Origin of the sequence: Aequorivita aquimaris, assembly GCF_001573155.1 — a bacterium.
GTDB lineage: Bacteria > Bacteroidota > Bacteroidia > Flavobacteriales > Flavobacteriaceae > Aequorivita > Aequorivita aquimaris.
The window spans coordinates 1-23944 of the sequence record NZ_JRWG01000013.1 but is presented as its reverse complement, the minus strand read 5'-3'; the positions used below and the strand labels follow the sequence as shown (position 1 = coordinate 23944).

The 23944-nt window shown below is 41.4% G+C and carries 20 protein-coding genes; 10 read left to right on the top strand and 10 right to left on the bottom strand.

Going from position 1 to position 23944, the window contains the following annotated elements; all coding sequences use genetic code 11:
* Positions 1-58: 58 nt before the first annotated feature.
* From LS48_RS13855 to LS48_RS13845, 3 genes are all read right to left on the bottom strand, one after another.
* Positions 59-244 carry a hypothetical protein gene (locus LS48_RS13855; protein WP_062623116.1) on the bottom strand — a complete coding sequence of 62 codons (186 nt, stop codon included), beginning with the start codon at positions 242-244 and terminating at the stop codon, positions 59-61.
* Positions 245-336: 92 nt separating this feature from the next.
* Positions 337-903: a hypothetical protein gene (locus LS48_RS13850; protein WP_062623093.1), complete on the bottom strand. Its 567-nt coding sequence runs from the start codon at positions 901-903 to the stop codon at positions 337-339.
* Between the two features lie 41 nt (positions 904-944).
* The gene (locus LS48_RS13845) at positions 945-2474 is read right to left on the bottom strand and encodes a helicase HerA-like domain-containing protein (RefSeq protein WP_062623092.1); all 1530 of its coding nucleotides are present in this window, start codon (positions 2472-2474) and stop codon (positions 945-947) included.
* A gap of 145 nt (positions 2475-2619) precedes the next feature.
* Between LS48_RS13845 and LS48_RS13840 the strand changes: the two genes are divergently transcribed.
* On the top strand, positions 2620-3249 hold the full coding sequence (locus tag LS48_RS13840) for a 7-carboxy-7-deazaguanine synthase QueE (RefSeq protein ID WP_062623091.1): 630 nt from the start codon (positions 2620-2622) through the stop codon (positions 3247-3249).
* 79 nt (positions 3250-3328) lie between these two features.
* Here the strand turns inward: LS48_RS13840 and LS48_RS13835 are convergent, their stop codons facing one another.
* Positions 3329-3871 (bottom strand): DUF2911 domain-containing protein, encoded by a 543-nt coding sequence (locus LS48_RS13835; protein ID WP_062623090.1) that lies wholly within the window; start codon positions 3869-3871, stop codon positions 3329-3331.
* Positions 3872-4160: 289 nt separating this feature from the next.
* On the opposite strand from LS48_RS13835, the gene gyrB reads away from it, so the two are divergent.
* A complete protein-coding gene (gene gyrB / locus LS48_RS13830; RefSeq protein ID WP_062623115.1) occupies positions 4161-6101 on the top strand; it encodes a DNA topoisomerase (ATP-hydrolyzing) subunit B in 1941 nt (646 codons plus the stop codon).
* Positions 6102-6301: 200 nt separating this feature from the next.
* Complete coding sequence (gene mdh / locus LS48_RS13825) at positions 6302-7228, top strand: malate dehydrogenase (protein ID WP_062623089.1); 927 nt, start codon at positions 6302-6304, stop codon at positions 7226-7228.
* Between the two features lie 162 nt (positions 7229-7390).
* Here mdh and LS48_RS13820 read toward each other — a convergent pair whose 3' ends face one another.
* Positions 7391-9943 carry an adenosylcobalamin-dependent ribonucleoside-diphosphate reductase gene (locus tag LS48_RS13820; RefSeq protein ID WP_062623088.1) on the bottom strand — a complete coding sequence of 851 codons (2553 nt, stop codon included), beginning with the start codon at positions 9941-9943 and terminating at the stop codon, positions 7391-7393.
* Between the two features lie 292 nt (positions 9944-10235).
* On the opposite strand from LS48_RS13820, the gene LS48_RS13815 reads away from it, so the two are divergent.
* The 5 genes from LS48_RS13815 (at position 10236) to secDF (ending at position 17500) form a co-directional block, all read left to right on the top strand.
* Positions 10236-10613 carry a hypothetical protein gene (locus tag LS48_RS13815; protein WP_131807733.1) on the top strand — a complete coding sequence of 126 codons (378 nt, stop codon included), beginning with the start codon at positions 10236-10238 and terminating at the stop codon, positions 10611-10613.
* 82 nt (positions 10614-10695) lie between these two features.
* Positions 10696-12735 carry a TonB-dependent receptor plug domain-containing protein gene (locus LS48_RS13810; RefSeq protein ID WP_062623086.1) on the top strand — a complete coding sequence of 680 codons (2040 nt, stop codon included), beginning with the start codon at positions 10696-10698 and terminating at the stop codon, positions 12733-12735.
* A 12-nt stretch (positions 12736-12747) separates the two neighbouring features.
* Positions 12748-13602, top strand: coding sequence for a hypothetical protein (locus LS48_RS13805; protein ID WP_062623085.1), 855 nt, complete (start codon positions 12748-12750; stop codon positions 13600-13602).
* Between the two features lie 130 nt (positions 13603-13732).
* Positions 13733-14284, top strand: a complete 552-nt coding sequence (locus LS48_RS13800; RefSeq protein ID WP_062623084.1) for a hypothetical protein — start codon at positions 13733-13735, stop codon at positions 14282-14284.
* Between the two features lie 177 nt (positions 14285-14461).
* Positions 14462-17500 (top strand): protein translocase subunit SecDF, encoded by a 3039-nt coding sequence (secDF, locus tag LS48_RS13795; protein WP_062623083.1) that lies wholly within the window; start codon positions 14462-14464, stop codon positions 17498-17500.
* Between the two features lie 129 nt (positions 17501-17629).
* Here secDF and LS48_RS13790 read toward each other — a convergent pair whose 3' ends face one another.
* The 5 genes from LS48_RS13790 to folE form a co-directional block, all read right to left on the bottom strand.
* Positions 17630-18127, bottom strand: a complete 498-nt coding sequence (locus LS48_RS13790) for a DUF192 domain-containing protein (RefSeq protein ID WP_062623082.1) — start codon at positions 18125-18127, stop codon at positions 17630-17632.
* 58 nt (positions 18128-18185) lie between these two features.
* The gene (gene lgt / locus LS48_RS13785) at positions 18186-19121 is read right to left on the bottom strand and encodes a prolipoprotein diacylglyceryl transferase (RefSeq protein ID WP_062623081.1); all 936 of its coding nucleotides are present in this window, start codon (positions 19119-19121) and stop codon (positions 18186-18188) included.
* Positions 19122-19184: 63 nt separating this feature from the next.
* Entirely contained in the window at positions 19185-19418 is a 234-nt protein-coding gene (gene yidD / locus LS48_RS13780; RefSeq protein ID WP_045081139.1) for a membrane protein insertion efficiency factor YidD, read from the bottom strand.
* A gap of 7 nt (positions 19419-19425) precedes the next feature.
* Positions 19426-20901, bottom strand: a complete 1476-nt coding sequence (gene cysS, locus LS48_RS13775) for a cysteine--tRNA ligase (protein WP_062623114.1) — start codon at positions 20899-20901, stop codon at positions 19426-19428.
* 43 nt (positions 20902-20944) lie between these two features.
* Positions 20945-21622, bottom strand: a complete 678-nt coding sequence (gene folE, locus LS48_RS13770) for a GTP cyclohydrolase I FolE (RefSeq protein WP_062623080.1) — start codon at positions 21620-21622, stop codon at positions 20945-20947.
* A gap of 141 nt (positions 21623-21763) precedes the next feature.
* On the opposite strand from folE, the gene LS48_RS13765 reads away from it, so the two are divergent.
* Entirely contained in the window at positions 21764-22093 is a 330-nt protein-coding gene (locus tag LS48_RS13765; protein ID WP_062623079.1) for a hypothetical protein, read from the top strand.
* Positions 22094-22127: 34 nt separating this feature from the next.
* Positions 22128-23944 (top strand): FIDD domain-containing protein (locus LS48_RS13760; protein WP_498365782.1); only part of this gene is annotated, 1817 nt, incomplete at its 3' end.

Genomic DNA, 23944 nt, shown 5'->3' with positions numbered 1-23944 from the left:
AACAATTTGCTTTAAAGCAAAAACCCTTTGAAACACAAAGGGTTTTTGTAATTAGTATCTAATTTTGATCAGTATCTTTTCTGTTTTTGAGCAATCCTATGCCAGCAAAAAAGAATACTATTCCCAATATTCCTATGGCCCAAGGACTCATTCCAACTTCCATGCTTCCGAATACTCCAAGTATTCCTATTACCAGTCCTATTCCGCCGGCAATGGTTAAAATAAAACCTAAAATCTTAATCATAATTAATTGAATTTGATGGTTAATTTGATTAAAATTAAAAGAATTCATTCATTCAAAGATGAACCTTAACAAAACCTTTGCAGGAAATTTTTTTATTCTGAAACTGGTTCCCAACCAATCATAAAGTATTTAATGGGAGCATTATCGGGAATTTGGCTGGCTTCAACTTTAAGGTCCATATTATAGCGAAGCTCTTCAGAAAGGCTTTTCTTGTCAATGGTTAAATAAACATCGGTTTCTTTTAGAAATATTACAACAGCATTAATAGTGGTTTCAATATTGTCAATAGTGTAATTTGCTTTTACGTCTTTAAAAGTACTTGCGGTAGTTAACCCTTTTTCGGTTTTATAGCGGGCGTCAAAAACTTGAATATTTGTTATGGTTGAGCTAGGATCGTTTTCACTATCGGGCGAAAGCAACAGAAGTTTTTTACCACCTTTTTCATAAATCTCAACTTCTCCTTGTGTTTCCAAAGCGTTTGGCGATGAATTTATTTTTACAATGGAATCTTCCGCAAAAATGGAGTCAATCTGTTTGATTTTTATTTCCTTATTTAAGTTCCCGATGGAACCATTCTTAATCAAAAAAGGATCGCTGTCTTTTCCACATTGAACAAAGGCGAGTGAAACTATTCCAATTATTAAAAATGTCTTTTTCATTTATGTTTTTTAGTTGTTTGAATTTATAAGTTTTTACTGAATTACTTCATCAATTTTCCCAAAATACCCAAAACACTGCGTATTACAGTTGGGCTGGAAAGTGTTTTTATCCAAGGGTTTGAACTGCTTCTTCGACGGGAGGAACTTCTGCTCGAGGTGCTATTTCTTGCAGCTTCTTTTTCTTTTTCCGCTTTTTCCTTTGCTTCTTCCTTGTTGGCTATTTCAATTTTTTCGGTCAACATTTCATAAGCACTTTCGCGGTCTATAACTTCGTTGTATTTCGGGATTAACTTTGAAGTTTTCAATAAATCCTTCAGTTCATCATCCGTCAAAACATCCATGCGGCTCATGGGTGCTCGCAGCATCGTGCGTGCCAATGGCGTTGGAATTCCTTTTTCGTTCAGCGCGCTTACCAATGCTTCGCCAATCCCCAAAGCTGTCAAGACCTCATCAGTTTTATAATAGTCTGAAAGTGGATAGTTCTCGGCAGTTAATTTGATTGCTTTTCTGTCTTTTGCTGTAAAGGCACGAAGTGCATGCTGTATTTTCAAACCCAATTGGCTCAAAACAGCATCGGGCACATCGGTTGGGTTTTGGGTTACAAAGTAAAGCCCCACCCCTTTGGAACGTATCAATTTTACAATACTTTCAATTTGATTGAGCAAAGCGCTGCTGGCTTCATTGAAAATTAAATGTGCTTCGTCTATAAATATCACCAACTCCGGCCTGCCGCTATCGCCCTGTTCCGGAAAGGTTGCATAAATTTCAGCCAAAAGGCTTAACATAAAAGTTGAAAAAAGCTTGGGCCTGTCTTGAATGTCCGTTAAACGGATAATGTTGATGTAGCCTCTGCCGTTTTCATCAATACGAAGCAGATCGTCCGTTTCAAAGGATTTTTCCCCAAAAAACAAATCGGCGCCTTGTTGTTCTAATTCTACTACCTTCCGAAGAATTGCGCCTGTGGAAGATGAAGAAATACGGCCGTATTCCTCGGCAAATTCGTCTTTGCCTTCATCGGTAGTGTATTGCAGTATTTTTTTGAAATCCTTTAAATCCAACAAAGGCATTTTGTTATCGTCGCAATATTTAAAAATTACGGAAACAATGCCTGCTTGCACATCACTCAAATCGAGAATTCGCGAAAGCAATACAGGGCCAAACTCGCTCACGGTAGCACGAAGGCGAACGCCTTCCTGATCTGAGAGGGTAAGTATTTCTGCGGGAAATTTTTTTGCTTCATACGGAAAACCGATGGCCGAGTGGCGTTCCTCGATTTTGGCATTATTTGTACCGGGTTCGGCAATTCCACTAAGGTCACCTTTAATATCCATCAAAAGTACTGGAATACCTTTTTCCGAAAGGTTTTCAGCTATAATTTGGAGTGTTTTGGTTTTTCCGGTACCGGTGGCGCCCGCAATCAATCCGTGACGGTTCAAGGTTTTTAATGGAACTTTTACGTACGCGTCCTTCACGGTTTCGCCATCGAGCATCGCCGCACCAAGATTTATAAACTCTCCCTTGGTTGTGTAACCGTTATTGATATAATCAAAAAAAGCCTGTTTGTCTGCCATGACACTAAATTTTGCTCAAAAGTAATAAATTATAGCCCACCAAGATTTTTAAAGCAGCAAATTCCCGTAAGGTTGAACATTTTTATTTGGAATTTGCTTCCGAAATACTATAGTTTTCAACTTCAATTCGAGTAATTTTGCACCGATGAAAAAAGAAGTACAACAATTAGTGGATAAAGGAGTAATGCTTCCCTTGATGGAAGAGTTTTACTCCATTCAAGGCGAAGGATTTCATAAAGGAACTGCCGCATATTTTATTCGTGTGGGCGGTTGCGATGTGGGCTGCCATTGGTGCGATGTAAAGGAAAGTTGGAATGCGGAACTGCACCCGCCAACCGCCATTGAAGCAATTGTTGAAAATGCCGCAAAATATTCAAAAACCATTGTAATTACTGGAGGCGAGCCCCTTACTTGGGATATGGAACCCTTGACCGAAATGTTGAAAGAAAAGGGAATGCAGACACATATTGAAACTTCCGGTGCTTATAAACTTACCGGAATTTGGGATTGGATTTGCCTTTCGCCAAAAAAAATGAAACTTCCCACTGAAGAAGTTTATAAAGCTGCAAATGAATTGAAAGTAATTGTTTTCAATAATGATGATTTCCGTTTTGCGGAAGAACAAGCTGCCAAAGTAGGCCCAGATTGTATTCTTTATTTGCAGCCAGAATGGAGCAAGCGTGAAAAGATGAGTCCGCTAATTGTGGATTACGTGATGCAAAACCCAAAATGGAAGGTTTCGCTACAAACCCATAAATACTTGAATATCCCGTAAAAAAATCCAAATTCCAAAAGTGAACCATTGGAATTTGGTGCTTGATATTTGTTTTTTGAAATTCCCTTTAAAAAATTAGTCAGACTTTTTTAAAGGGAATTTCAACATATTCGTTGTCCCAGCCTATCATAAGCGTAGTTCCATTGCTGTCCGGTCTAAAAATCATTGAGAGTGATTCTATAGGTGCCGCAGCGTCTTTGACAGGGACAACCATTCTAGCAACATCTTTTTCTTTTTTATAGCTGTAAGCGCCCCAAACATTGGTATCACTATTTATAATGACAGTCCAATTATCTTCATCTGGGATTGTGTACAAAGTATAGGTTCCTGGGTTTAAAATAGTCTTTCCGAATTTTAAGGGGGTGTAAATTGTAAGTTCGGTGGCTTCATTGGCGCCAGTTCGCCACACTTCCCCGTAAGGAACCAAATCGCCAAAAATATCGCGTCCCTTTTTTTGGGGTCGGCTATAGATAACACGTGCCAAGGGCGGACTGTTCTTGTCAGGTCTGGCCATTACCAAATCCATAGGTGAAGCATCCATCTGCGGAAAGCTTTGCGCCTGGCCGGTCTGGAAGGTAAACGATGCGGTTAGAAGGCAAGCAAATAGAAATATTTTATTCATATGAAATATTTTAGATTTTATAAAATGTTCAAAATTAGACGTAATTTTTAATAAAAAGTTTCATCAAAATTCAATAAAACACAATCATAAAACGCTAATTTCGCCAAATTTAGTGCGCAACTATTGCGCTAAATTCCAGATCGTCTTCGCGCAGGCCTAAATGAGGGCTTTTTTCACAGTAATTTGTTAATAACTTACCGCTTATAAAATGCGCAAACCCTTAATTTTATTGGGGATTTGGTTATATTTGTTCGTTACGAAAAAAACTGAAAATCATTCAAATTATTATATGAGCGAAGAACAGAAAAAAGGCAGCTATGGCGCCGACCAAATTCAAGCGTTAGAGGGAATGGAGCATGTGCGCATGCGTCCATCAATGTATATTGGTGATGTGGGAGTGCGTGGCTTGCACCACTTGGTTTATGAAGTGGTAGACAACTCTATTGACGAGGCCATGGGCGGCTATTGCGACACGATTGAAATTTGGATCAACGAGGATAATTCTATAACTGTAAAAGATAACGGCCGAGGAATACCGGTAGATCTTCACAAAAAAGAAGGCGTCTCTGCGCTTCAGGTGGTAATGACCAAAATTGGAGCTGGGGGTAAATTCGATAAAGATTCCTATAAGGTTTCCGGAGGTCTGCACGGTGTAGGTGTTTCCGTGGTGAACGCACTTTCTGAGCACTTGACAGCCACAGTCCATCGCGATGGCAAAATATGGCAACAGGAATATGAGCGCGGTAAAGCGCTATATCCGGTAAAATCTATTGGGGAGACCGATTATCGCGGTACCATCGTTACCTTTAAGCCAGATCCGCAGATATTCCAGCAGTCGTTGGAATACAGCTATGATACGCTTGCCAGCAGAATGCGCGAACTTTCTTTTTTGAATAAGGGAATCACGATTTACTTTACCGATAAAAGGCAAAAGGACGAAAATGGCGAATTTGCCACTGAAAAATTCCACAGTCAGGAAGGCTTGAAGGAATTTATCCGTTTTCTGGATGGAAACCGCGAGCCTATAATTGCCGAAGTAATTTCCATGGAAGGCGAAAAGAACGACATTCCTGTGGAAGTGGCTATGGTTTATAATACTTCCTTTAATGAAAATTTACATTCATACGTAAACAACATCAACACTCACGAGGGGGGAACACACCTTTCGGGATTCCGCGCAGGATTGACGCGTACTTTGAAAAAATACGCAGATGCTTCCGGAATGCTCGATAAACTGAAATTTGAAATTGCCGGCGATGATTTCCGTGAGGGGTTGACGGCCATTATTTCGGTGAAAGTGCAGGAACCTCAATTTGAGGGCCAGACCAAGACAAAACTGGGTAACCGTGAAGTTACGGCAGCAGTAAGCCAAGCGGTTTCTGAAATGCTTGAAAATTATTTGGAAGAGCATCCCAACGATGCAAAAACCATCGTCCAAAAAGTAATATTGGCGGCACAGGCCCGTCACGCGGCACGAAAAGCCCGCGAAATGGTACAGCGCAAAACCGTGATGAGCGGCGGCGGCCTGCCCGGGAAACTTTCAGATTGCTCTGAGCAGGACCCCGAAAAATGTGAAGTATTCCTCGTGGAGGGAGATTCTGCGGGTGGTACTGCAAAACAGGGCCGCGACCGTAATTTTCAGGCTATCCTTCCGCTGCGCGGGAAAATTCTGAACGTAGAAAAAGCAATGCATCACAAGGTTTTTGAAAACGAGGAAATCCGAAATATTTATACCGCGCTGGGTGTAACCATTGGTACTGAAGAGGATAGCAAAGCCCTGAACCTCGAGAAACTGCGCTATCAAAAAGTAGTGATTATGTGTGATGCCGATGTGGATGGTAGCCACATTGCAACCTTGATTTTGACTTTCTTCTTCCGTTATATGCGCGAACTGGTGGAAGCTGGCTGCGTTTACATCGCCACTCCGCCGTTATATTTGCTCAAGAAAGGCGCAAAGAAGGCGTATGCTTGGAGCGATAAAGAGCGCGACAGATTGAACGAGGAGTTTGGAGGTAGTGCTTCCATCCAACGATACAAAGGTCTTGGAGAGATGAACGCGGAGCAGCTTTGGGATACAACAATGAATCCTGAGTTCCGCACCCTGCGTCAGGTAACCATCGATAATGGTACCGAAGCCGACAGAATATTCTCTATGCTGATGGGAGACGAGGTTCCACCACGCCGTGATTTTATTGAGAAGAATGCGGTTTATGCGAATATTGATGCTTAATATAACAACTTAGATAAAAAGCCCATTGCCGACAATTTCAGCAATGGGCTTTTTCGTTTTTAACCCTTTATTACCATTATTTTAAGCAGATATTGGTATTTTTGCGGAACATTTCAGAAAGGTTCTGAAAGATTGAAAATTCACTCCGATTTTCTTCGGAAGAACAATAAATCACAAACCATAAACCATAAACATATAATATGAAAGTAACAGTTGTAGGGGCAGGTGCCGTGGGCGCGAGCTGTGCCGAGTACATTGCCATCAAGAATTTTGCAAGCGAAGTAGTTTTGTTGGACATCAAGGAAGGATTTGCCGAAGGAAAGGCGATGGACTTGATGCAGACCGCTTCCCTAAACGGTTTCGATACCAAAATCACAGGAGTAACCAACGATTATTCAAAAACTGCCGATAGCGATATTTGCGTAATAACTAGCGGTATTCCGCGTAAACCAGGAATGACGCGTGAAGAACTGATAGGTATTAACGCTGGAATTGTGAAGGATGTTTCCTCAAATCTTGTAAAACACTCTCCTAAAACTATTATAATCGTAGTGAGCAACCCGATGGATACTATGACCTATTTAGTGCATAAAACCTCTGGGCTCGACAAAAATAAAATCATAGGAATGGGCGGGGCCTTGGACAGTGCGCGTTTCAAATACCGTTTGGCCGAAGCTTTGGGTGCACCCATTAGCGACGTGGACGGAATGGTAATCGGTGGCCATAGCGATACCGGAATGGTTCCTTTAACGCGTTTGGCTACTAGAAACAGTATTCCCGTAACAAAATTTATTTCAGAGGAAAGAATGAACCAGGTAATGGAAGACACTAAAGTAGGCGGCGCAACGCTTACCAAACTTTTGGGAACTTCAGCTTGGTACGCTCCGGGCGCAGCAGTTTCTGCTTTGGTACAGGCCATTGCCTGCGACCAAAAGAAAATGTTCCCTTGCTCGGTAATGCTTGACGGTGAATACGGAATGAAGGATATCTGCATAGGCGCTCCAGTTATTTTGGGCCGAAACGGTATCGAAAAAATCGTTGAGATTGAATTGAACGATGCCGAAAAAGCACATATGAAAGAAAGTGCCGAAGGGGTTCGTAAAACGAATGATTTGCTGGAACTTTAATTCCAAAATAAGATTAATATAATTAAACCTCACAAGTCTTCGAGACCTGTGAGGTTTTTTCATATAAAAACCCCAAAGGTTTTGAAAACCTTTGGGGTTTAGTCTTACACCTGCCTGCCAAGGCACGAAAGGCAGGTCTTATAGCGGTCCTAAGTCTTTTTTCTACCCGCACTTAGATGACCCACAATCCTTGCAGGTCAAACAGCCTTCTTGGTAAATAAGCGAAGTACTATTACAGTTTTCACATTTCTGCTTTTTGGCTTCGGTTCCATCTGCAACGTAACGTTTCAACGCACGGGCAACGCCATTTTTCCAGGTGTTGATACTTTCACTGTCCAGTTGTAAACTGTTAATTAAATCCACTACTTTTTCTATCGGCATGCCGTGGCGGAGGGTGCTGGAAATCAATTTTGCGTAGTTCCAAAACTCTGGGTTGAATTTATGTGAAAGCCCTTCAATAGTGGTTTTATAGCCTCTTTTGTTTTTATATTGAAAATCGTAACGCGAAGTTCCGTCCTCGTTTCTATTCTTTATAATAACACCTTCATTTACCCAACGCGGAATTAAAATTCCGTCCTCGTCATCTGCAAAACCGGTAAAAATTTCATAGGGTTTTCCATCAATCAAGCCGATAAAGGCAATCCATTTGTCTTTGCTGTTTTGGAAACGTACCACGTCTGCCTCCAAAATTTCCGGACGTTTGGTTGGGAAAGCTGTAAGCGTTTCATTGTCTTCCTCTTTCTTTTCCTCATTGGAAATCAAAACCCCGGAACGCGAGCCGTCGCGATAAACCGTAACGCCTTTGCAGCCTGCTTGCCACGCTTCGAGATACAGTTTTCCAACCAATTCTTCGGTAGCATCGTTCGGCAAATTGATGGTTACCGAAATGGAATGGTCCACCCATTTCTGTACCGCGCCCTGCATCCGCACTTTGCTCATCCAGTCCACATCGTTGGAAGTTGCCTTATAATACGGCGACTTTTTCACAATTTTGTTCAGTTCTTCCTGGCTGTAATTTTTCTCGGTGTCTATGCTGTTTGCTTCCATCCACTGCTTAAAACGGTGGTGGAAAACCACGTATTCCTCCCAACTGTCGCCTACTTCATCCACAAAATCCACGCGTACGTTTTTATCGTTCGGGTTTACTTTTCTTCTTCGTTTGTAAACAGGAAGAAAAACAGGCTCAATGCCCGAAGTGGTCTGTGTCATCAAACTGGTAGTTCCCGTTGGGGCGATTGTTAACAATGCGATATTTCTTCGGCCGTATTCGAGCATATCGTAGTACAGCTTTTCATCCGCATCCTTTAGGCGAAGAATAAATGGGTTGTTTTTTTCCCTTTCGCTATCAAATATTTTGAAGGCACCTCTTTCCTTGGCGGTATAAACCGATGCGCGATAAGCTTCTAAAGCCACGGTTTTATGGATTTCAACTGAGAAATCGATTCCTTCCTTGCTGCCGTACTTTATGCCCAAAGCGGCCAGCATATCGCCTTCGGCGGTAATGCCAATCCCGGTCCTGCGGCCTTCCTCTGCTTTTGTTTGAATGTTTTTCCAAAGATTTCTCTCTACGGCTTTCACTTCATCGCTCTGCGGATCGGCATCTATTTTTGCGATGATGGCATCCACCTTTTCTAGTTCCAGGTCGATAATATCGTCCATTATTCTTTGGGCGATACCGATGTGTTTTTTGAAAAGCTCAAAATTGAAAGAAGCATTTTTGGTGAAAGGTTCTTCCACATACGAAAATAGGTTTATTGCAAGCAAACGGCAGGAATCGTAAGGGCAAAGCGGGATTTCGCCACATGGATTTGTGGATACGGTTTTGTAGCCCAAATCGGCATAACAATCCGGCACACTCTCCTTAATAATGGTATCCCAAAAAAGAATGCCCGGCTCGGCAGATTTCCAAGCGTTGTGCACTATTTTTTTCCAAAGCTTTCCAGCTTCGATTTCCTTTGTGTTTTTTGGGTCTTCGCTAAATATTGGGTATTTCTGGATGTAGCTTTTTCCATCTTTTACGGCTTGCATAAAAGCATCGTCCATTCGCACGGAAACGTTGGCGCCGGTAACTTTTCCCTGCTCCATTTTCGCATCAATAAAATCTTCGGAATCGGGGTGATTTATGGACACCGAAAGCATCAACGCGCCACGACGGCCGTCCTGTGCCACTTCGCGGGTTGAGTTTGAATAGCGCTCCATGAACGGAACAATCCCAGTTGAGGTCAACGCTGAATTCTTCACCGGAGACCCTTTCGGGCGGATGTGCGAAAGATCGTGGCCCACACCGCCGCGACGCTTCATCAATTGAACCTGTTCTTGGTCAATTTTCATAATGCCTCCATAAGAATCGGAATCGCCGTTGTTTCCTATTACGAAACAATTTGATAGTGAAGCAATCTGGTACGGATTGCCTATTCCCGCCATAGGGCTGCCTTGGGGCACGATGTACTTGAAATCTTTGATAGCCTCAAAAACTTCTTCCTCGGTCATTGGGTTGGCATAGCGCTGCTCGATACGCGCAATTTCCTTTGCGATACGGCGGTGCATATCGTTTGGCGTTTTTTCATAAATATTGCCTTCAGAATCTTTTAGGGCGTACTTGTTTACCCAAACGCGGGCAGCAAGATCGTCACCTTTGAAATATTCAACCGAAGCTTCAAAAGCTTCATCCTGTGTGTAGGTTTGGGGAGTGGGGATGGCGGTTTTTACTTGCATATTTTTGAAAAGATTTTTGGTTAATTAAATTCGGATTTTTAAAGTATGTAAATATAGCAAAATAGCAATCCCATTATAATTTTAATTTTTAAAGTTGTCAAGAATGGATTGTTAATATATTAATAATCAGAATTATAAAAATTTATCAACAGCAAAAAGTTGACAAATTTTGAATATTAAAATGATTTGTCGGAAATTTTTCACTATTACAGATACCTTAGTCTTAAATATATTTAAAGGAATGTGATAAAAGTCATTTTTTGACAGTCCGTATGGGTGCTATCTTTGTGCTGTGAAAAACATAATCCTCATCCTCGTTTCGCTAATCATGTTCACAAAACCTTTGTGGCCCGTGGTGGAATATGTAGCAAATTATGATTACATAGTGAACGTGCTTTGTGAGAACAAAGACAAGCCCGAAATGCAATGTAACGGGAAATGCCATCTCACCAAGGAATTGGCAAAGGAAGCAGGGGCAGAGGATGACAATCCGTTCAATAATAAAACATCCAAGACTGAGATTCCGCAGTTTATTATTTCTGAAAATATCGCGGAATATAGCTTTGCTTCGGCCGACGAATTAATTTCAGTTGAAAATATCGGCTACAAGCCAAATTTGAATTCTTCCCTTTATATCTCAAAAATTCTACATCCGCCGCAGTTGGGATAATTTTCAGCAACGATTCTTTCTGAAATTTTCTCCGAAAAAAAATCAGTTAGATACTTCTTTTAATTATCAAAACATATTCAAAATGAAAGCATTTATACCTGTGTTCCCCGTAAAGGGAATGCTTATGGGCTGGCTTTGGTGTGCGCTTATTTGCGGCAGTTTTACCACACAAGTCTATGCCCAGGAAACCCCGGCGGACAGTCTGAAATTAATTCAACTCAATGAAGTGGTGGTTATTTCCGCAGGCAGACAATTGGACCATCAAAAACAGCGCAAACCATTGTCCACATTGGACGAGTTTTTGGAGTCGTCCCGCAGTATCAAAATGGTAAAGCGTGGCGCCTACGCCTGGGAGCCAACAATGAACGATATGGCCTCCGAACGATTGGCAATAACCATAGACGGCATGCAGATATTTGGCGCGTGTACCGATAAAATGGACCCGATAACTTCCTATGTTGATGTCTCCAATCTTTCGGAGGCGGAAATAGCTTCGGGCCAGCAGGGCACTGCATTTGGGAATACTATAGGCGGCGGTATCAATTTGAAATTGGACAAAAGCAATTTTAAATCAACTGGATGGTCGGGTTCTTTGGAAAGTGCTTTTGAAACAAACAATGCCATGCGCGTTTTTGGAGGCGAGCTCAATTATTCCGAAGAAAAATTCTATTTCAATCTGGATGGAATTTTCCGCAAGGCTGACAATTACAAGGCCGGTGGCGATGAAGAAGTGAAATTTTCACAGTTTGAAAAGTATAACTTCTCAATAAATTCGGGCTATAAACTTGCCGAGGACAAATCAATTGCTGCTACCTTAATATACGATGAAGCAAACGATGTGGGCTATCCCGCCCTGACGATGGACGTTTCCTTGGCGCGTGCCGTGATTGCTTCTGTGAGTTTTAATCAGGATACGTTGTTTGGAAATTTCAGCAATTGGGAATCCAAAATGTATTACAATACCATTAAGCACGTAATGGACGATACCCAACGCCCCGACGTGCCAATACATATGGATATGCCGGGCTGGAGCGAGACCGCGGGATTTTATACGCAGGCAAAACTCAACAAAGAAAAACATCACTTCTTTTTTAAGTGGGATGGATTTTACAACAAAAGCTACGCGGAAATGACCATGTACCCAACCAACAGCAACGAGCCGTTGATGTTCATGCTTACGTGGCCCGACGTGCGTACTAAAAATGTTGGTTTTTATGCCGAAGACCATATTCCGCTGAAAAATGCTTCTTTAAAACTTTCCACACGTTTGGCGTACCATTCAAATATGGTTGCCGATGATTTTGGACTGAACAGTCTAAAAATTTTCTATCCCGAAATGGACAGGACCAATACCCGTTTCCTGAAAAGTTTTTCTGCTCAATATCACAAAATGCTGAGTGACTTTCATATTAACGGCGGCCTTTCCTATGGCGAACGCGCACCTTCGGTTTCGGAAGGATATGGGTTTTACCTTTTCAACAGTTTTGATAACCACGATTACATTGGCGACCCGGGTTTGAACACTGAAGGCTCTGCTGATGCGAATCTTTCGGTAACCTATAAAAAACCAATTTTTGAGATTACCGCAGGAGCAAATTACTTCCACGTTTTCAATTATATAATCGGAAAGGTTGATTCCTCGCTCAGCACGATGACCATTGGTGCCGAGGGCGTGAAAATTTATACCAATCTTGATTATGCGCAGCTTTTTAACGCTTCGCTCTCGGGAAGATATAGTATTTCGAACGCATTTAAATTAACGGGAAGAGTTTCATACCACCGAGGCGTGGATGATGAAGGTGAAAACTTGCCGCTTATAAGCCCAATCTCATACCGAAGTGCAATTGATTTCTATAAAAACCAGTTCTCCGCATCGCTATCGGTTGATGGCGCTGGGGAGCAGACTAATTACAATCCTACCTATGGTGAAACCAAAAGTGCGGCTTATGCTACACTTTCGGCAAGCTTCGGAAAACGTTTCTTTTTAAATGATAACGACCTTTTCCTAAAAGCAGGGATTGAAAACATTTTTGATACCAATTATTCGACCTATACCGATTGGAACAACATTCCCCGGATGGGCCGTAATTTTTACTTAACAATTTCTTACTCAATCAATTAATAAAATAAAATTATGAAAACACTAAAATATATATTCGCACTACTTTTTCTTTCAGCCACATTCGTAAGTTGTTCGGGTGATGATGAAAACACGCCGGTAGCGGTTAACCCTGTGGAAGGTTTAAACATGATTTATGAAATTCCGGCTACAGACCATACCGTTCAGATTTATTCGGAAAAACAAAATCTGGAAGTGGGTTACAATGAAATTTCCATTAGAATTAAAGACATGGCAAACGATAAGTACGTTTCCAATGCAGCTCCAACCTGGATGCCGATGATGCATATGGAAACGATGGAGCATTCCGCACCACATAGTATGTTGACCAATTCCGAAGAGAGCACCGTTTATAAAGGACACATTGTTTTCCAGATGGCAAGTAACGATACCGAATATTGGGAAGTGGTTTTTAATTACTCCCTAAACGGCCAGCAAAAGGAAGAGGCCCTGCGCGTATCGGTATCGCAACCGGCTGATGGGTTGAAAAAGACACAAGTGTTTATGGGCAGCGACGATACGCGGTATATTTTGGCGTATGTTAACCCAAAAGACCCAAAAGTTGCAGTGAACGATCTACAAGCCGTTCTTTATAAAATGGAATCTATGATGAGCTTTCCAATAGTTGAAAATTATAGGATAACGGTGGATCCAAGAATGCCGGGAATGGGCAACCACAGTTCGCCGAATAATGTGGACCTTACCTATACCTCGGCCACAAAAATGTATGATGGAAAGCTGTCCTTGACTATGACCGGCTATTGGAAAATCAATCTGAAATTGATAAACACCAACGGCGAAATTTTAAAAGGTGAAGACGTGAACGAAGGAAATCCGGAGAGCAGCCTTTATTTTGAATTGGAATTTTAAAATTTTCAATTGTTTTTTATATTGTTTAAAGACTGTAGCGATACAGTCTTTATTTTTTTATATTTGGCGGGTGAACTGGAGATGGTACATACCTATATTATTATTAGCCCTTGCTTTTTTTGGAGTAAGCTTGGAGCAATCAACCCTGCCCAATCAGGAAATTGTTGTAGAATTTAATACAAATTCCGTAAGCGAAGTTGATGCCAAACAAGCTATTTCCAATATAACGAACCAATTAAGGTCTATAGGTGTTGATGACTTTCAAATATCTGAAATTCGAGACGGCAAACTAAGGGTAACCTACTACAGCGCGAAAGATATCGCGATTATCAAAAACTTGTTTGAGGGCCAAATTGACTTTCAGTTGGGCGAAACGGCTTTCGGAAGTAAAAATTCCTCAGAAATACCTTCCAAAGAATTCCCCAACACCTACAAAGTAAATGTTGTTAAAATCCAAAAAGATTCAAGGCTAGACTTGGGGCTTCAGGGTTTGCCCGTTGAAGTAAAATCTGCAACAGACCAATATTTAAATCCTATTGTGTCTTTGGGTGTACCCGAAGCCAATTTTACTTTTAAAAAATGTTTTGAAAACGTTGCTTTTAAAAACTATCGCAATGTTTCACTTTTAATAGACACTACTTCACACAAAATTCCAGAGGTAAGGGCGGGCCCTTTATCTTAAAACAAATCTTCACGATATTTTTTAAGGTGAAAAGTTTACACTTTGAAAAAATGGCTTTGGTCACTTTATTCCCAAAGCCACAAAACTAATTTTAAAATAACCCCTATAATTGTCAGATATTACAGCAAATCATATATTTGCCCGATTTTAAAAAAAATCTGACCAAAAAATATAAACATGCAAAACAAAGGACTGATTACCGTATTCGCTATCCTTTTTGGATTGGTGAGTATTTACCAGCTTTCATTTACGTTTGTTGCGAACAAAGTAGAAGACAGCGCCAAGGAATTTGCTAACAGCAAATTTTCTGAAAATGAACCACACGAGCGTGACGATGCTGAAGCACGTTACCTAGATTCTGTTGCTAACAATCCAGTATTTTTAGGAATAGACTACAAAACCGCCAAAGAGAAGGAACTTAACAAAGGACTTGACCTTAAAGGGGGAATTAACGTAATTCTTGAAGTTTCTGTAAAAGATATCCTTAAAGGACTTGCGAACAACACGAAAGACCCTGCATTTAACCAAGCTTTGGAGAATGCCAAGGAACTACAGAAGAATAGTCAGGACACTTATTTAGAGTCTTTCTTCAAGGCTTTTGAAGCGCTTCCGGGCGAGAATGAACTTGCTTCGCCAGATATTTTCTTCAACAAGAATTTGGAGGACGTGATCAATGTGGGGATGACCAATGATCAAGTAAAGCCAATTATTTCTAAGAAAATTGACGAATCCATTACTTCCGCTTTCGAAGTTTTGAGAAAGCGTATTGATAAATTTGGAGTAACCCAGCCGAACATTCAGCGTTTGGGACAATCTGCAAGAATACTTGTAGAGCTTCCTGGGGCTAAAGATGTTGATAGGGTTAAAAAATTGCTTCAAAGTACTGCCCAATTAGAGTTCTGGGATGTATATAAATTTGAGGAAATAGCAGGTTTCCTTCAAGCTGCCGATGCCAAAGCAGGTGAAATAGCAATGGCAAAGAACGCCTCAGAAACCGAAAAGATTACCGATACTACAAGCACTGTTGCCGATACCTCAAAAACTGAAGAAGATGATGTAAGCAAACTTTTAGGTGGGCAAGATGTAAATGATTCTTTGGTAGATGATAATAAGGCAAACCCGATACTTTCAAAAATGGTTTCTTTGGGTAACCAAGGCAGCCCTGTAATTGCTACTTTCAGATTAAAGGATACTGCTGCTATCAACGGTTATTTCCGTAACCCACAAATAAAATCATTGTTACCAAATGAATTACGTTTTGCAAAATTTGTTTGGGGCTTGCCAGAAGTGGAACCACAGTCAAATGAAGAGGTGACCGCACTTTATGCTTTAAAGAGCAACCGCGACAATGTTCCGCCCCTTGGAGGAAGTGTGGTTGTAGATGCAAGACAGGAATACGACAATCTAAGTCGCGTGGTAGTTTCTATGCAAATGAACGGTCAGGGCGCCAAAGTTTGGGAACAAATGACTGGCAATGCCTATGAAAACCAAAGCCAGATTGCTATTGTACTGGACAATATTGTGTATTCAGCACCAGGTGTAACCTCTGGACCAATTGCTGGTGGACGTAGCCAGATTTCTGGAGACTTTACCGTAAACCAGGGTCAGGATTTAGCAAACGTATTGCGTGCTGGTAAACTTCCTGCATCTGCTGAGATTATTCAGGGCGAAGTAGTAGGTCCTACATTAGGTCATGAGGCTATTAATAGCGGGGTAATGTCCTTTGTAATAGCTCTTTTCGTGGTGTTGTTGTGGATGATTGGCTATTACGGAAAAGCAGGGCTTTTTGCTGACGTTGCTTTATTGGTAAACATCCTGTTTATCTTCGGAATTTTGGCGGGCCTTGGGGCCGTGCTTACCCTTCCAGGTATTGCCGGTATTGTATTGACCATCGGTATGTCCGTGGATGCAAACGTACTTATCTTTGAGCGGATCAAGGAAGAGCTTGCAAAAGGAAAAGCCCAAAAAGACGCTATTAAAGATGGTTTCAACAATGCGTTGTCTTCCATTTTGGATGCAAACATTACCACCGGTCTTACTGGTTTGATACTATTGGTTTTCGGAACCGGACCTATTCAAGGTTTCGCAACCACCTTATTGATTGGTATTGCCACAGCCTTGTTTACGGCAATCTTCATCACAAGATTGTTTATTGATAGCTATACCAAAAATGGCAAACCATTGCCTTGCTCTACTTCAATTACGAAGAACCTTTTCACAAATGTTCACGTTTCTTTCCTAAAGAAACGAAAAATGGCTTACGTAATTTCTGCCATCATGCTGTTGATAAGTGTTTCATCACTTTTCATAAATGGTCTTAACCAAGGTGTTGACTTTGTGGGTGGACGTACCTATACTGTGCGTTTTAATAAGGATGTGAATGCGCAGGAAATACAGGACAACCTTATTGCAACCTTTGGAAGTGCCGAGGCAAAAACCTATGGTGGCGATAACCAATTGAAGATTACTACTAAATACAAGGTTGACGAAACCGGGACTGAAGTAGATGAGGAAATTGAAAGAATGCTATTTGAAACCGTTAAAAAAGATATGCCAACCACAATGACTTACGAGGATTTTGTGGGCGACGGCCAAGGAAAAACTATTGGTAGAATGGAGTATTACAAAGTAAGTCCTACCATTGCGGACGATATTAAGAAAGACTCCTTCTGGGCAGTATTTGGTTCGTTGGTTGTAGTTTTCCTATATATCTTGCTTCGTTTTAGAAGATGGCAATTCAGTTTGGGCGCTGTTGCGGCAGTTTTCCACGACGTGGTTATAGTTTTGGGTGTATTCTCGCTTACCTATAAATTTATGCCTTTCAGTATGGAAATAGACCAAGCGTTTATTGCGGCCATTCTAACGGTAATCGGGTACTCGCTGAATGATACCGTTATCGTGTTCGACCGTATTCGTGAATACTTTGGGGAACACCCGGGATGGAAAATGAACCGAATTATAGATGTAGCCTTGAGCAGTACCTTAAGTAGAACGTTGAACACCTCGTTCACCACGCTTATCGTATTGTTGAGTATGTTCTTCTTGGGCGCAGAATCTATACGTGGGCTGTTATTCGCGATTATCGTGGGTATTTTGGTCGGTACTTATTCATCGTTGTTTATCGCTACGCCAATTATGTACGATACCGTAAAACGTAAGAAAGTTGAGGATCTGATTGATAAGAAAGAGGAAGCTGAGCCAGCGCTGGAAGCCTAGTTCTCATTCTTCTGAAATATTAAAAGACCTTTCCATTTTTTGGAAAGGTCTTTTTTTATGCGAAAAAGTACAATCTTTGGGGCAGTATGCGGCGTGGCCCCAAGTGTTAATTGTTTTAAATGAAGAGATTTATTTTGAAGTTGAAAAGCGGATGCGGTCGCCGTTCTTTAGATTCCACGCATCGGTCAGGCCGGCATTCACCTCCAAAACGTATTGCGAAGCAGCTTCGGACGGAAGGGAAGTTTCGTCAAACGGTTTGGCGTTCTTTTGGATGTTCACAACTTCCTTATCGCCGTTCAGATAAATAATATCCAGCGGTATTTTTGTATTCTTCATATAGAAAGAACGGCGCTGCACATCCTTAAAAACGAAAAGCATGCCCTGATCCTTGCCCAGCGAGTTGCGGTACATAAGACCCGTTTCGGTTTGATAGTCGTCGTCGGCAATTTCGATGTCCAGCGATGCGATGATTGAATCGGTGCCAGCCTTCATAAGCTGGAGTTCGCCTTCTTTTGTGAAAGTAATTTCCTTGGTAAGACTTTTTTCTTCGGAAGAAGTCTTGTCTTTACAATTATAAAATGAAAGAATGGATGCAGCAATTACTGCGGAAATAAGTATTTTTTTCATTTAAAAAAATATTTAATACATCACAAATTCAGAAAATAATGTATTCGTGAATTTATACTTAATTTAATTCAACAATTGGTTTTTTTGAGGCTTTCCACATGATATAAATACCAGCAATTATAAAAGGAACACTTAGCCACTGTCCCGTTGAGAGCAGTCCTAGTAACGACTCAAACCCGCCCTGGCTTTCCTTTACAAATTCAACCAAAAAGCGAACCATAAAAAGTAGTATCAAAAACACCCCGAAAATGTAGCCAATCTGCTTTCTGCGTTCGGTTTTCCAATACAGATACCAGCATACCAAAAACACAATTACATAGCCGGCCGCTTCATACAATTGCGCCGGGTGCCTGAAAGGCACGCTGTTTAGCAGTTCGGCAAATTGCGGGTTGTGCACAATGGCGTCATAAGCCTTTGCCGGGTCCTGAATGCCCGTGGCCTGCACCGCTTCTTGCTTGCGGATGCCTTCATGCACAAAACGAACACCCAATGGAAAATCGCCCGATGGCTTCCCGATGATTTCGGAATTCATAAAATTGCCAATGCGTACAAAAACACCGCCTGCGGCCACAGCAATGATGATGCGGTCCAAAATCCATAAAATAGGTTTTTGGATTACTTTTTTACTGTAATAGTACATGGCTATCACAATAGCAATCGCCGCTCCGTGGCTTGCCAATCCTTGGAAGCCCGTAAATTCAAATTCGGGCACGGTTTGTATCGGCAAAAAGACCGAAAGCGGATCCTGCACAAAAAGTTCGGGCTGGTAAAAGATAACATGACCCAATCGTGCACCCACCAATACGGCCACGACCATATAAATAAAAAGGCTGTCCAGTTTTTCCTGCGGTAGTTTTTCGCGTTCGTAAATCTTTTTGGTGAGAATCCAGCCCAGTGTAAATGCCACGACGAACATTAAACTGTAGTAACGGATCATAAAAAAACCAAGGTCAATCCCTTCAGAAGGATTCCAGGTAAAACTTAGATAGTGCATATTGGAGTTTTTAAAAAGCTGTGTAAAGATAGCAAAAGCGAAAAAGTATGGAGCGCCATAGTATTAATTCTTTTTCGGGGGAACGGGGTCGTAACCCGAGCCACCCCAAGGATTGCAACTGGCAATACGTTTTGCCGCAAGCCAGCCGCCTTTCAGTAGGCCGTGGGTCTGTAAGGCCTCTACCGCGTAATGTGAGCAGGTAGGCGAGTAGCGGCAAGTGTCGGGCGTTAAGGGTGAAATAAAATTTTGATATCCCTTGATCAAAAGAATGAAAGGATATGTGAGTATTTTTTTCAAACCCAAATTAATTTAATGAAAAAGTAGTCCCGTCCTTCCCGTCCTTCAACTGGATCCCTTTTGAGGCCAGTTCATCGCGAATTTTATCGCTCATTGCGAAATCTTTATTGGCGCGGGCCGTATTGCGCAATTGTATAAGAAGCTCAACCGCAGCGGTAAGCTTTTCGCCATCCTGTGAATTTTCTGAAACATTATCTTCCAACCCTAAAACATCGAAAAGAAAGTCGTCTATTGTTTGTTTTAGCAATTCCAAATCTTCTGCCGAAATGGTTTCTTTTTCCTCTTTTAGGGAATTTACAAATTTTACTGCTTCAAAAAGATGCGCTATTAAAATCGGGCTGTTGAAATCGTCATTCATTGCATCATAGCAAGCCTTAACCCAGCTTTTTATATCTAGAGTGCTTTTTTCTGATATAGTAATTTCATTCAGCATTCTATGCGCATCCATCAAACGGTTAAATCCTTTTTCCGAAGCTTCCAAAGCCTCACTGCTGAAATCGAGAATACTTCGGTAGTGCGCCTGGTACATAAAGAATTTGGTAACCGTTGGCGAAAATGGCTTGCTCAATATATCGTTGTCACCCGTAAACATATCCATCGGAAGAATAAAGTTTCTGGTAGATTTGGACATTTTTTTGCCATTAAGGGTAAGCATATTGGCGTGCATCCAATAATTTACTGGCGAAGTATGGTTGCAGGCTTCCGCTTGCGCTATTTCGCATTCGTGGTGCGGAAATTTCAAGTCCATTCCGCCGCCGTGTATATCAAAATTGTTTCCCAAATATTTGGTGCTCATTGCGGTACATTCCAAATGCCACCCCGGAAAACCCATCCCCCATGGCGATGGCCAGCGCATAATGTGCTGGGGCTCGGCTTTTTTCCAAAGGGCAAAATCTTGTGGGTTCTTTTTGTCGGTCTGTGCGGCTAGCTCGCGGGTGTTGGCAATCATATCTTCAATTTGCCTTCCGCTGAGTTTTCCGTAATTGTTTGTTTCGTTGAATTTTAAAACGTCAAAATAAACTGAGCCGTTTTTTTCGTAGGCAAGACCTTCTTCAATAATTTTTTCAACAATATGGATTTGCTCATAAATATGGCCTGTAGCGGTTGGTTCTATACTGGGTGGCAACGCGTTGAATTTTGCCATAATGGTATGGAAATCTACCGTATATTTTTGAACCACTTCCATAGGCTCCAATTGCTCGATTCGCGCTTTTTTAAGGATTGGGTCATCACCGCTCTCTCCATCATTTTCAAGATGTCCAGCATCGGTAATATTGCGCACGTATCGTACTTTGTATCCCAAATGTTTTAGATACCGAAAAACCAAATCAAACGATAGAAAAGTACGACAGTTGCCCAAATGCACATTGCTGTAAACGGTAGGGCCGCAAACGTACATTCCTACTGCATCTTTATGTATTGGAGTGAATTTTTCTTTCTTTTTTGAAAGGGAATTGTATATAAAAAGTTCGTGCTGTTTCAATTTTTCGGGTTTCAGGTTAGAGATTTTCCTTTGGAATTGGCTTTTAAAACTCTGTGTCAAGCTTTATGTAATCCAAAAACTCCCTACGTGTTTCAACGTTTTTAAAAGCACCGCCAAATTCGCTAGTCACGGTACTGCTGTCAATATCCCGAATACCACGGGAATTGACGCAAAGGTGCTTGGCGTCAATAACACAGGCTACGTCTTCAGTGCCCAGAACCTGTTGTAATTCTTTCACTATTTGCATTGTAAGTCGTTCCTGGACTTGCGGCCTCTTGGCATAATAATCTACAATCCGGTTCATTTTTGAAAGTCCCACTACAGTGCCATTAGATATGTAGGCAATATGTGCTTTGCCAACGATTGGTAACAAATGATGTTCGCAAGTGGAGTAGAGGGTAATGTTTTTTTCTACCAACATTTCTTGGTACTTGTATTTATTTTCAAAAGTAGAGGCTTTGGGTCTTCTGTCTGGATGAAGCCCGCCAAAAATTTCTTGTACAAACATTTTTGCCACGCGGGTAGGTGTTCCTTTTAAACTATCATCACTAAGATCGAGGCCTAACGTATGCATGATGTTTTGTACATCTTTTTTGATACTTGCAATTTTTTCAATATCACTTAGCTCAAAAGCATCGGTACGCATAGGGGTTTCGGTGGAACTGCCTATGTGGTCGTTTCCCATTGCTTCAATCTCTTTTAGTTGTTTTTCTAAATCCATCTAATAAATTATGTAATAAGCCTGCAAAGATACGCAATAGCATTTTGGTAGTGAAAAGTCGAAGTTCTTATTTTTAAGGCTTTAAACCAGCTACTTTCATAAAATTTTCTTAATTTTCGCAAAAAATTTATTCAAAACACTATGAAAAAGCTCCTCACTTTAATTGCCTTTCTACTAGTTTCCTTTGTTTATGGGCAGGAAAACAATAATACAGATTATAGCTCAACAATTTCAATGGAACCTTCTGAGGTTTCTTCTAGCGCACTTTTAAATTTTGAATTTTCAGATGCGAGTACGATTAAATATATAATAAGTCGTAATGATATTGATGTATCCACAAAAGAAATAAGCAAAAATGAAGGTCTTCAAATGGTTAAAGCTGATTTTTCTTTTTTGGAAAACGGAACCTATGAAATACGATTTTTGATCGATGAAGTGGAAGTGAAAAAAATCGCCTTCCGTAAAATATAGTTAAAAACCTACAATTTGAATTAACATCCCCTCAATGAAAAAGACATTACTATTACTTGTACTCTCCTTAATAACATTGTCCACTGCACAAGCACAGGTTTGTGATATTTTGATCCCTATTTGTGACAGTCAAGATGGTTTGCAGAACAATGCTGTAGACCCTTCCCCAATAACTATTAATACGGGTTGTCAAACACTGCAAGGTACGCGTACTATCTGGTTTCGGTTAGCTATTATTCAAGCTACTAATTTTACTTTTCAAATTGAACCGACAGGGAATGTAGATTACGATTTTGCGGTTTGGGTAAATGCCGATTGTAATAATCTTGGCGTTGCAGATAGAGCAAGTTATGATGCCCCAGCCGCGGGCGAATATGATACAGGATTAAACCTTACTGCAACCGACTTTTGTGAAACTGCAGTAGGTGATGGACAGGTTCAATTCTTGAGCTTGGTCCCTGGCGATGAAGTTATAATTGTTGTAGATAGGTTTAGTTCTACGGCAGATATTTTTAATTTAACTTTTGGAGACCCAGATGCTTTTGATTGTTCCATTGTACAAACTGTTGCCTGTGATGGAGATACTGAAATATTGGATGCTACTAATCCAAATGCACTAGGGTATCAATGGTTTTTTGAAAACCCTATAGGATCTGGAACTTTTTCTCCTTTTGTACCAGCTGAAACCTCTCCAACCTTAGCTGTTACAACCACTGGCAATTACAAAGCCGAAATTTACTTGCCTTTAGGTGTTACCGACTCAGAATTTTTTGATGTAATTTTTTATCCGCAGCCCGTAATTGCAAGTCCTCCTCAAGACCTTTATATATGCGATGATGGTACAAGTCCGGGTATTTTCGATTTGACCGAAAATGATGATGACGTTCGGGGTACTCAGGATCCTTTATTTAATATTACCTATCACCATAGTCAATTAGAGGCTATGGACGGAACAAATCCTATTGTTCCAGCCAATGCTTACCCAATAGTTGGTTCCTCTGAAACCATTTGGGTTAGAATAGAAGAGCCAAATGCCACTTGTTATGCTATTGATTCTTTTGAAATTACTTTCGCGTCAGCTACGGCAACTGCTCCTCCAAGCCCTCATAGATTATGTGATATAGGTGGAAATGGTCAAGAACCCATTAATCTTAATACCACGTTTGACACTATAATTCTAAACGGACAAAATCCCTTGGAATACACTGTCACTTATCACGATAATCCCGCTGATGCTATTGCTGGTATTAACGCATTGCCACAGCCTTATATAGTTACTGGGTCAATTTTCATTTTTGCCCGAGTACAAAATAATATTAGTACTGGATGTTTTGCTACCACACAGTTTAATTTAATATTGGGACCCCAGCCCATTGCGAACCCTGCGGTCGATCTTTACCAGTGCGACTACGGCACTACCGCGGGTGTCTTCAACCTGACGGACAACGACGCGAACATACTTGGTGCCCAGGACCCGGCGCTTTTCACGATAAAGTACTACCAGAGCTACCAGGACAGTTTTGACGATGTCAACGAGATCCTCGGCGGGGTGCACATCATCGTCCCCCCCTCGCCGCAGACGATCTATGCGCGGATCGAGGACAACAGCGGGAGCTGTTTCGACCTTACGGACTTCCGCATCTACTTCAGCCGCGCGATCGCTGGGATCGTTCCCGTGAACGCGAGCTACTGCGATTCCGACGGGGATGGCGGGGAGTTCGTTGACCTTGCGGTGGAGTTCAACTCCCTGGTGCTCGACGGCGAGCCCTCCTCGGGCTACAACATTACCTACCATGGCAGCCAGGCCGATGCGGACAATGGCGTCAATGCCCATCCCAACCCCTATTTCGT

Coding starts and splice junctions, on each gene's coding strand:
- LS48_RS13855 (WP_062623116.1), bottom strand. CDS start 244: ATGATTAAGATTTTAGGTTTTATTTTAACCATTGCCGGCGGAATAGGA.
- LS48_RS13850 (WP_062623093.1), bottom strand. CDS start 903: ATGAAAAAGACATTTTTAATAATTGGAATAGTTTCACTCGCCTTTGTT.
- LS48_RS13845 (WP_062623092.1), bottom strand. CDS start 2,474: ATGGCAGACAAACAGGCTTTTTTTGATTATATCAATAACGGTTACACA.
- LS48_RS13840 (WP_062623091.1), top strand. CDS start 2,620: ATGAAAAAAGAAGTACAACAATTAGTGGATAAAGGAGTAATGCTTCCC.
- LS48_RS13835 (WP_062623090.1), bottom strand. CDS start 3,871: ATGAATAAAATATTTCTATTTGCTTGCCTTCTAACCGCATCGTTTACC.
- gyrB (WP_062623115.1), top strand. CDS start 4,161: ATGAGCGAAGAACAGAAAAAAGGCAGCTATGGCGCCGACCAAATTCAA.
- mdh (WP_062623089.1), top strand. CDS start 6,302: ATGAAAGTAACAGTTGTAGGGGCAGGTGCCGTGGGCGCGAGCTGTGCC.
- LS48_RS13820 (WP_062623088.1), bottom strand. CDS start 9,943: ATGCAAGTAAAAACCGCCATCCCCACTCCCCAAACCTACACACAGGAT.
- LS48_RS13810 (WP_062623086.1), top strand. CDS start 10,696: ATGAAAGCATTTATACCTGTGTTCCCCGTAAAGGGAATGCTTATGGGC.
- LS48_RS13805 (WP_062623085.1), top strand. CDS start 12,748: ATGAAAACACTAAAATATATATTCGCACTACTTTTTCTTTCAGCCACA.
- secDF (WP_062623083.1), top strand. CDS start 14,462: ATGCAAAACAAAGGACTGATTACCGTATTCGCTATCCTTTTTGGATTG.
- LS48_RS13790 (WP_062623082.1), bottom strand. CDS start 18,127: ATGAAAAAAATACTTATTTCCGCAGTAATTGCTGCATCCATTCTTTCA.
- lgt (WP_062623081.1), bottom strand. CDS start 19,121: ATGCACTATCTAAGTTTTACCTGGAATCCTTCTGAAGGGATTGACCTT.
- folE (WP_062623080.1), bottom strand. CDS start 21,622: ATGGATTTAGAAAAACAACTAAAAGAGATTGAAGCAATGGGAAACGAC.
- LS48_RS13765 (WP_062623079.1), top strand. CDS start 21,764: ATGAAAAAGCTCCTCACTTTAATTGCCTTTCTACTAGTTTCCTTTGTT.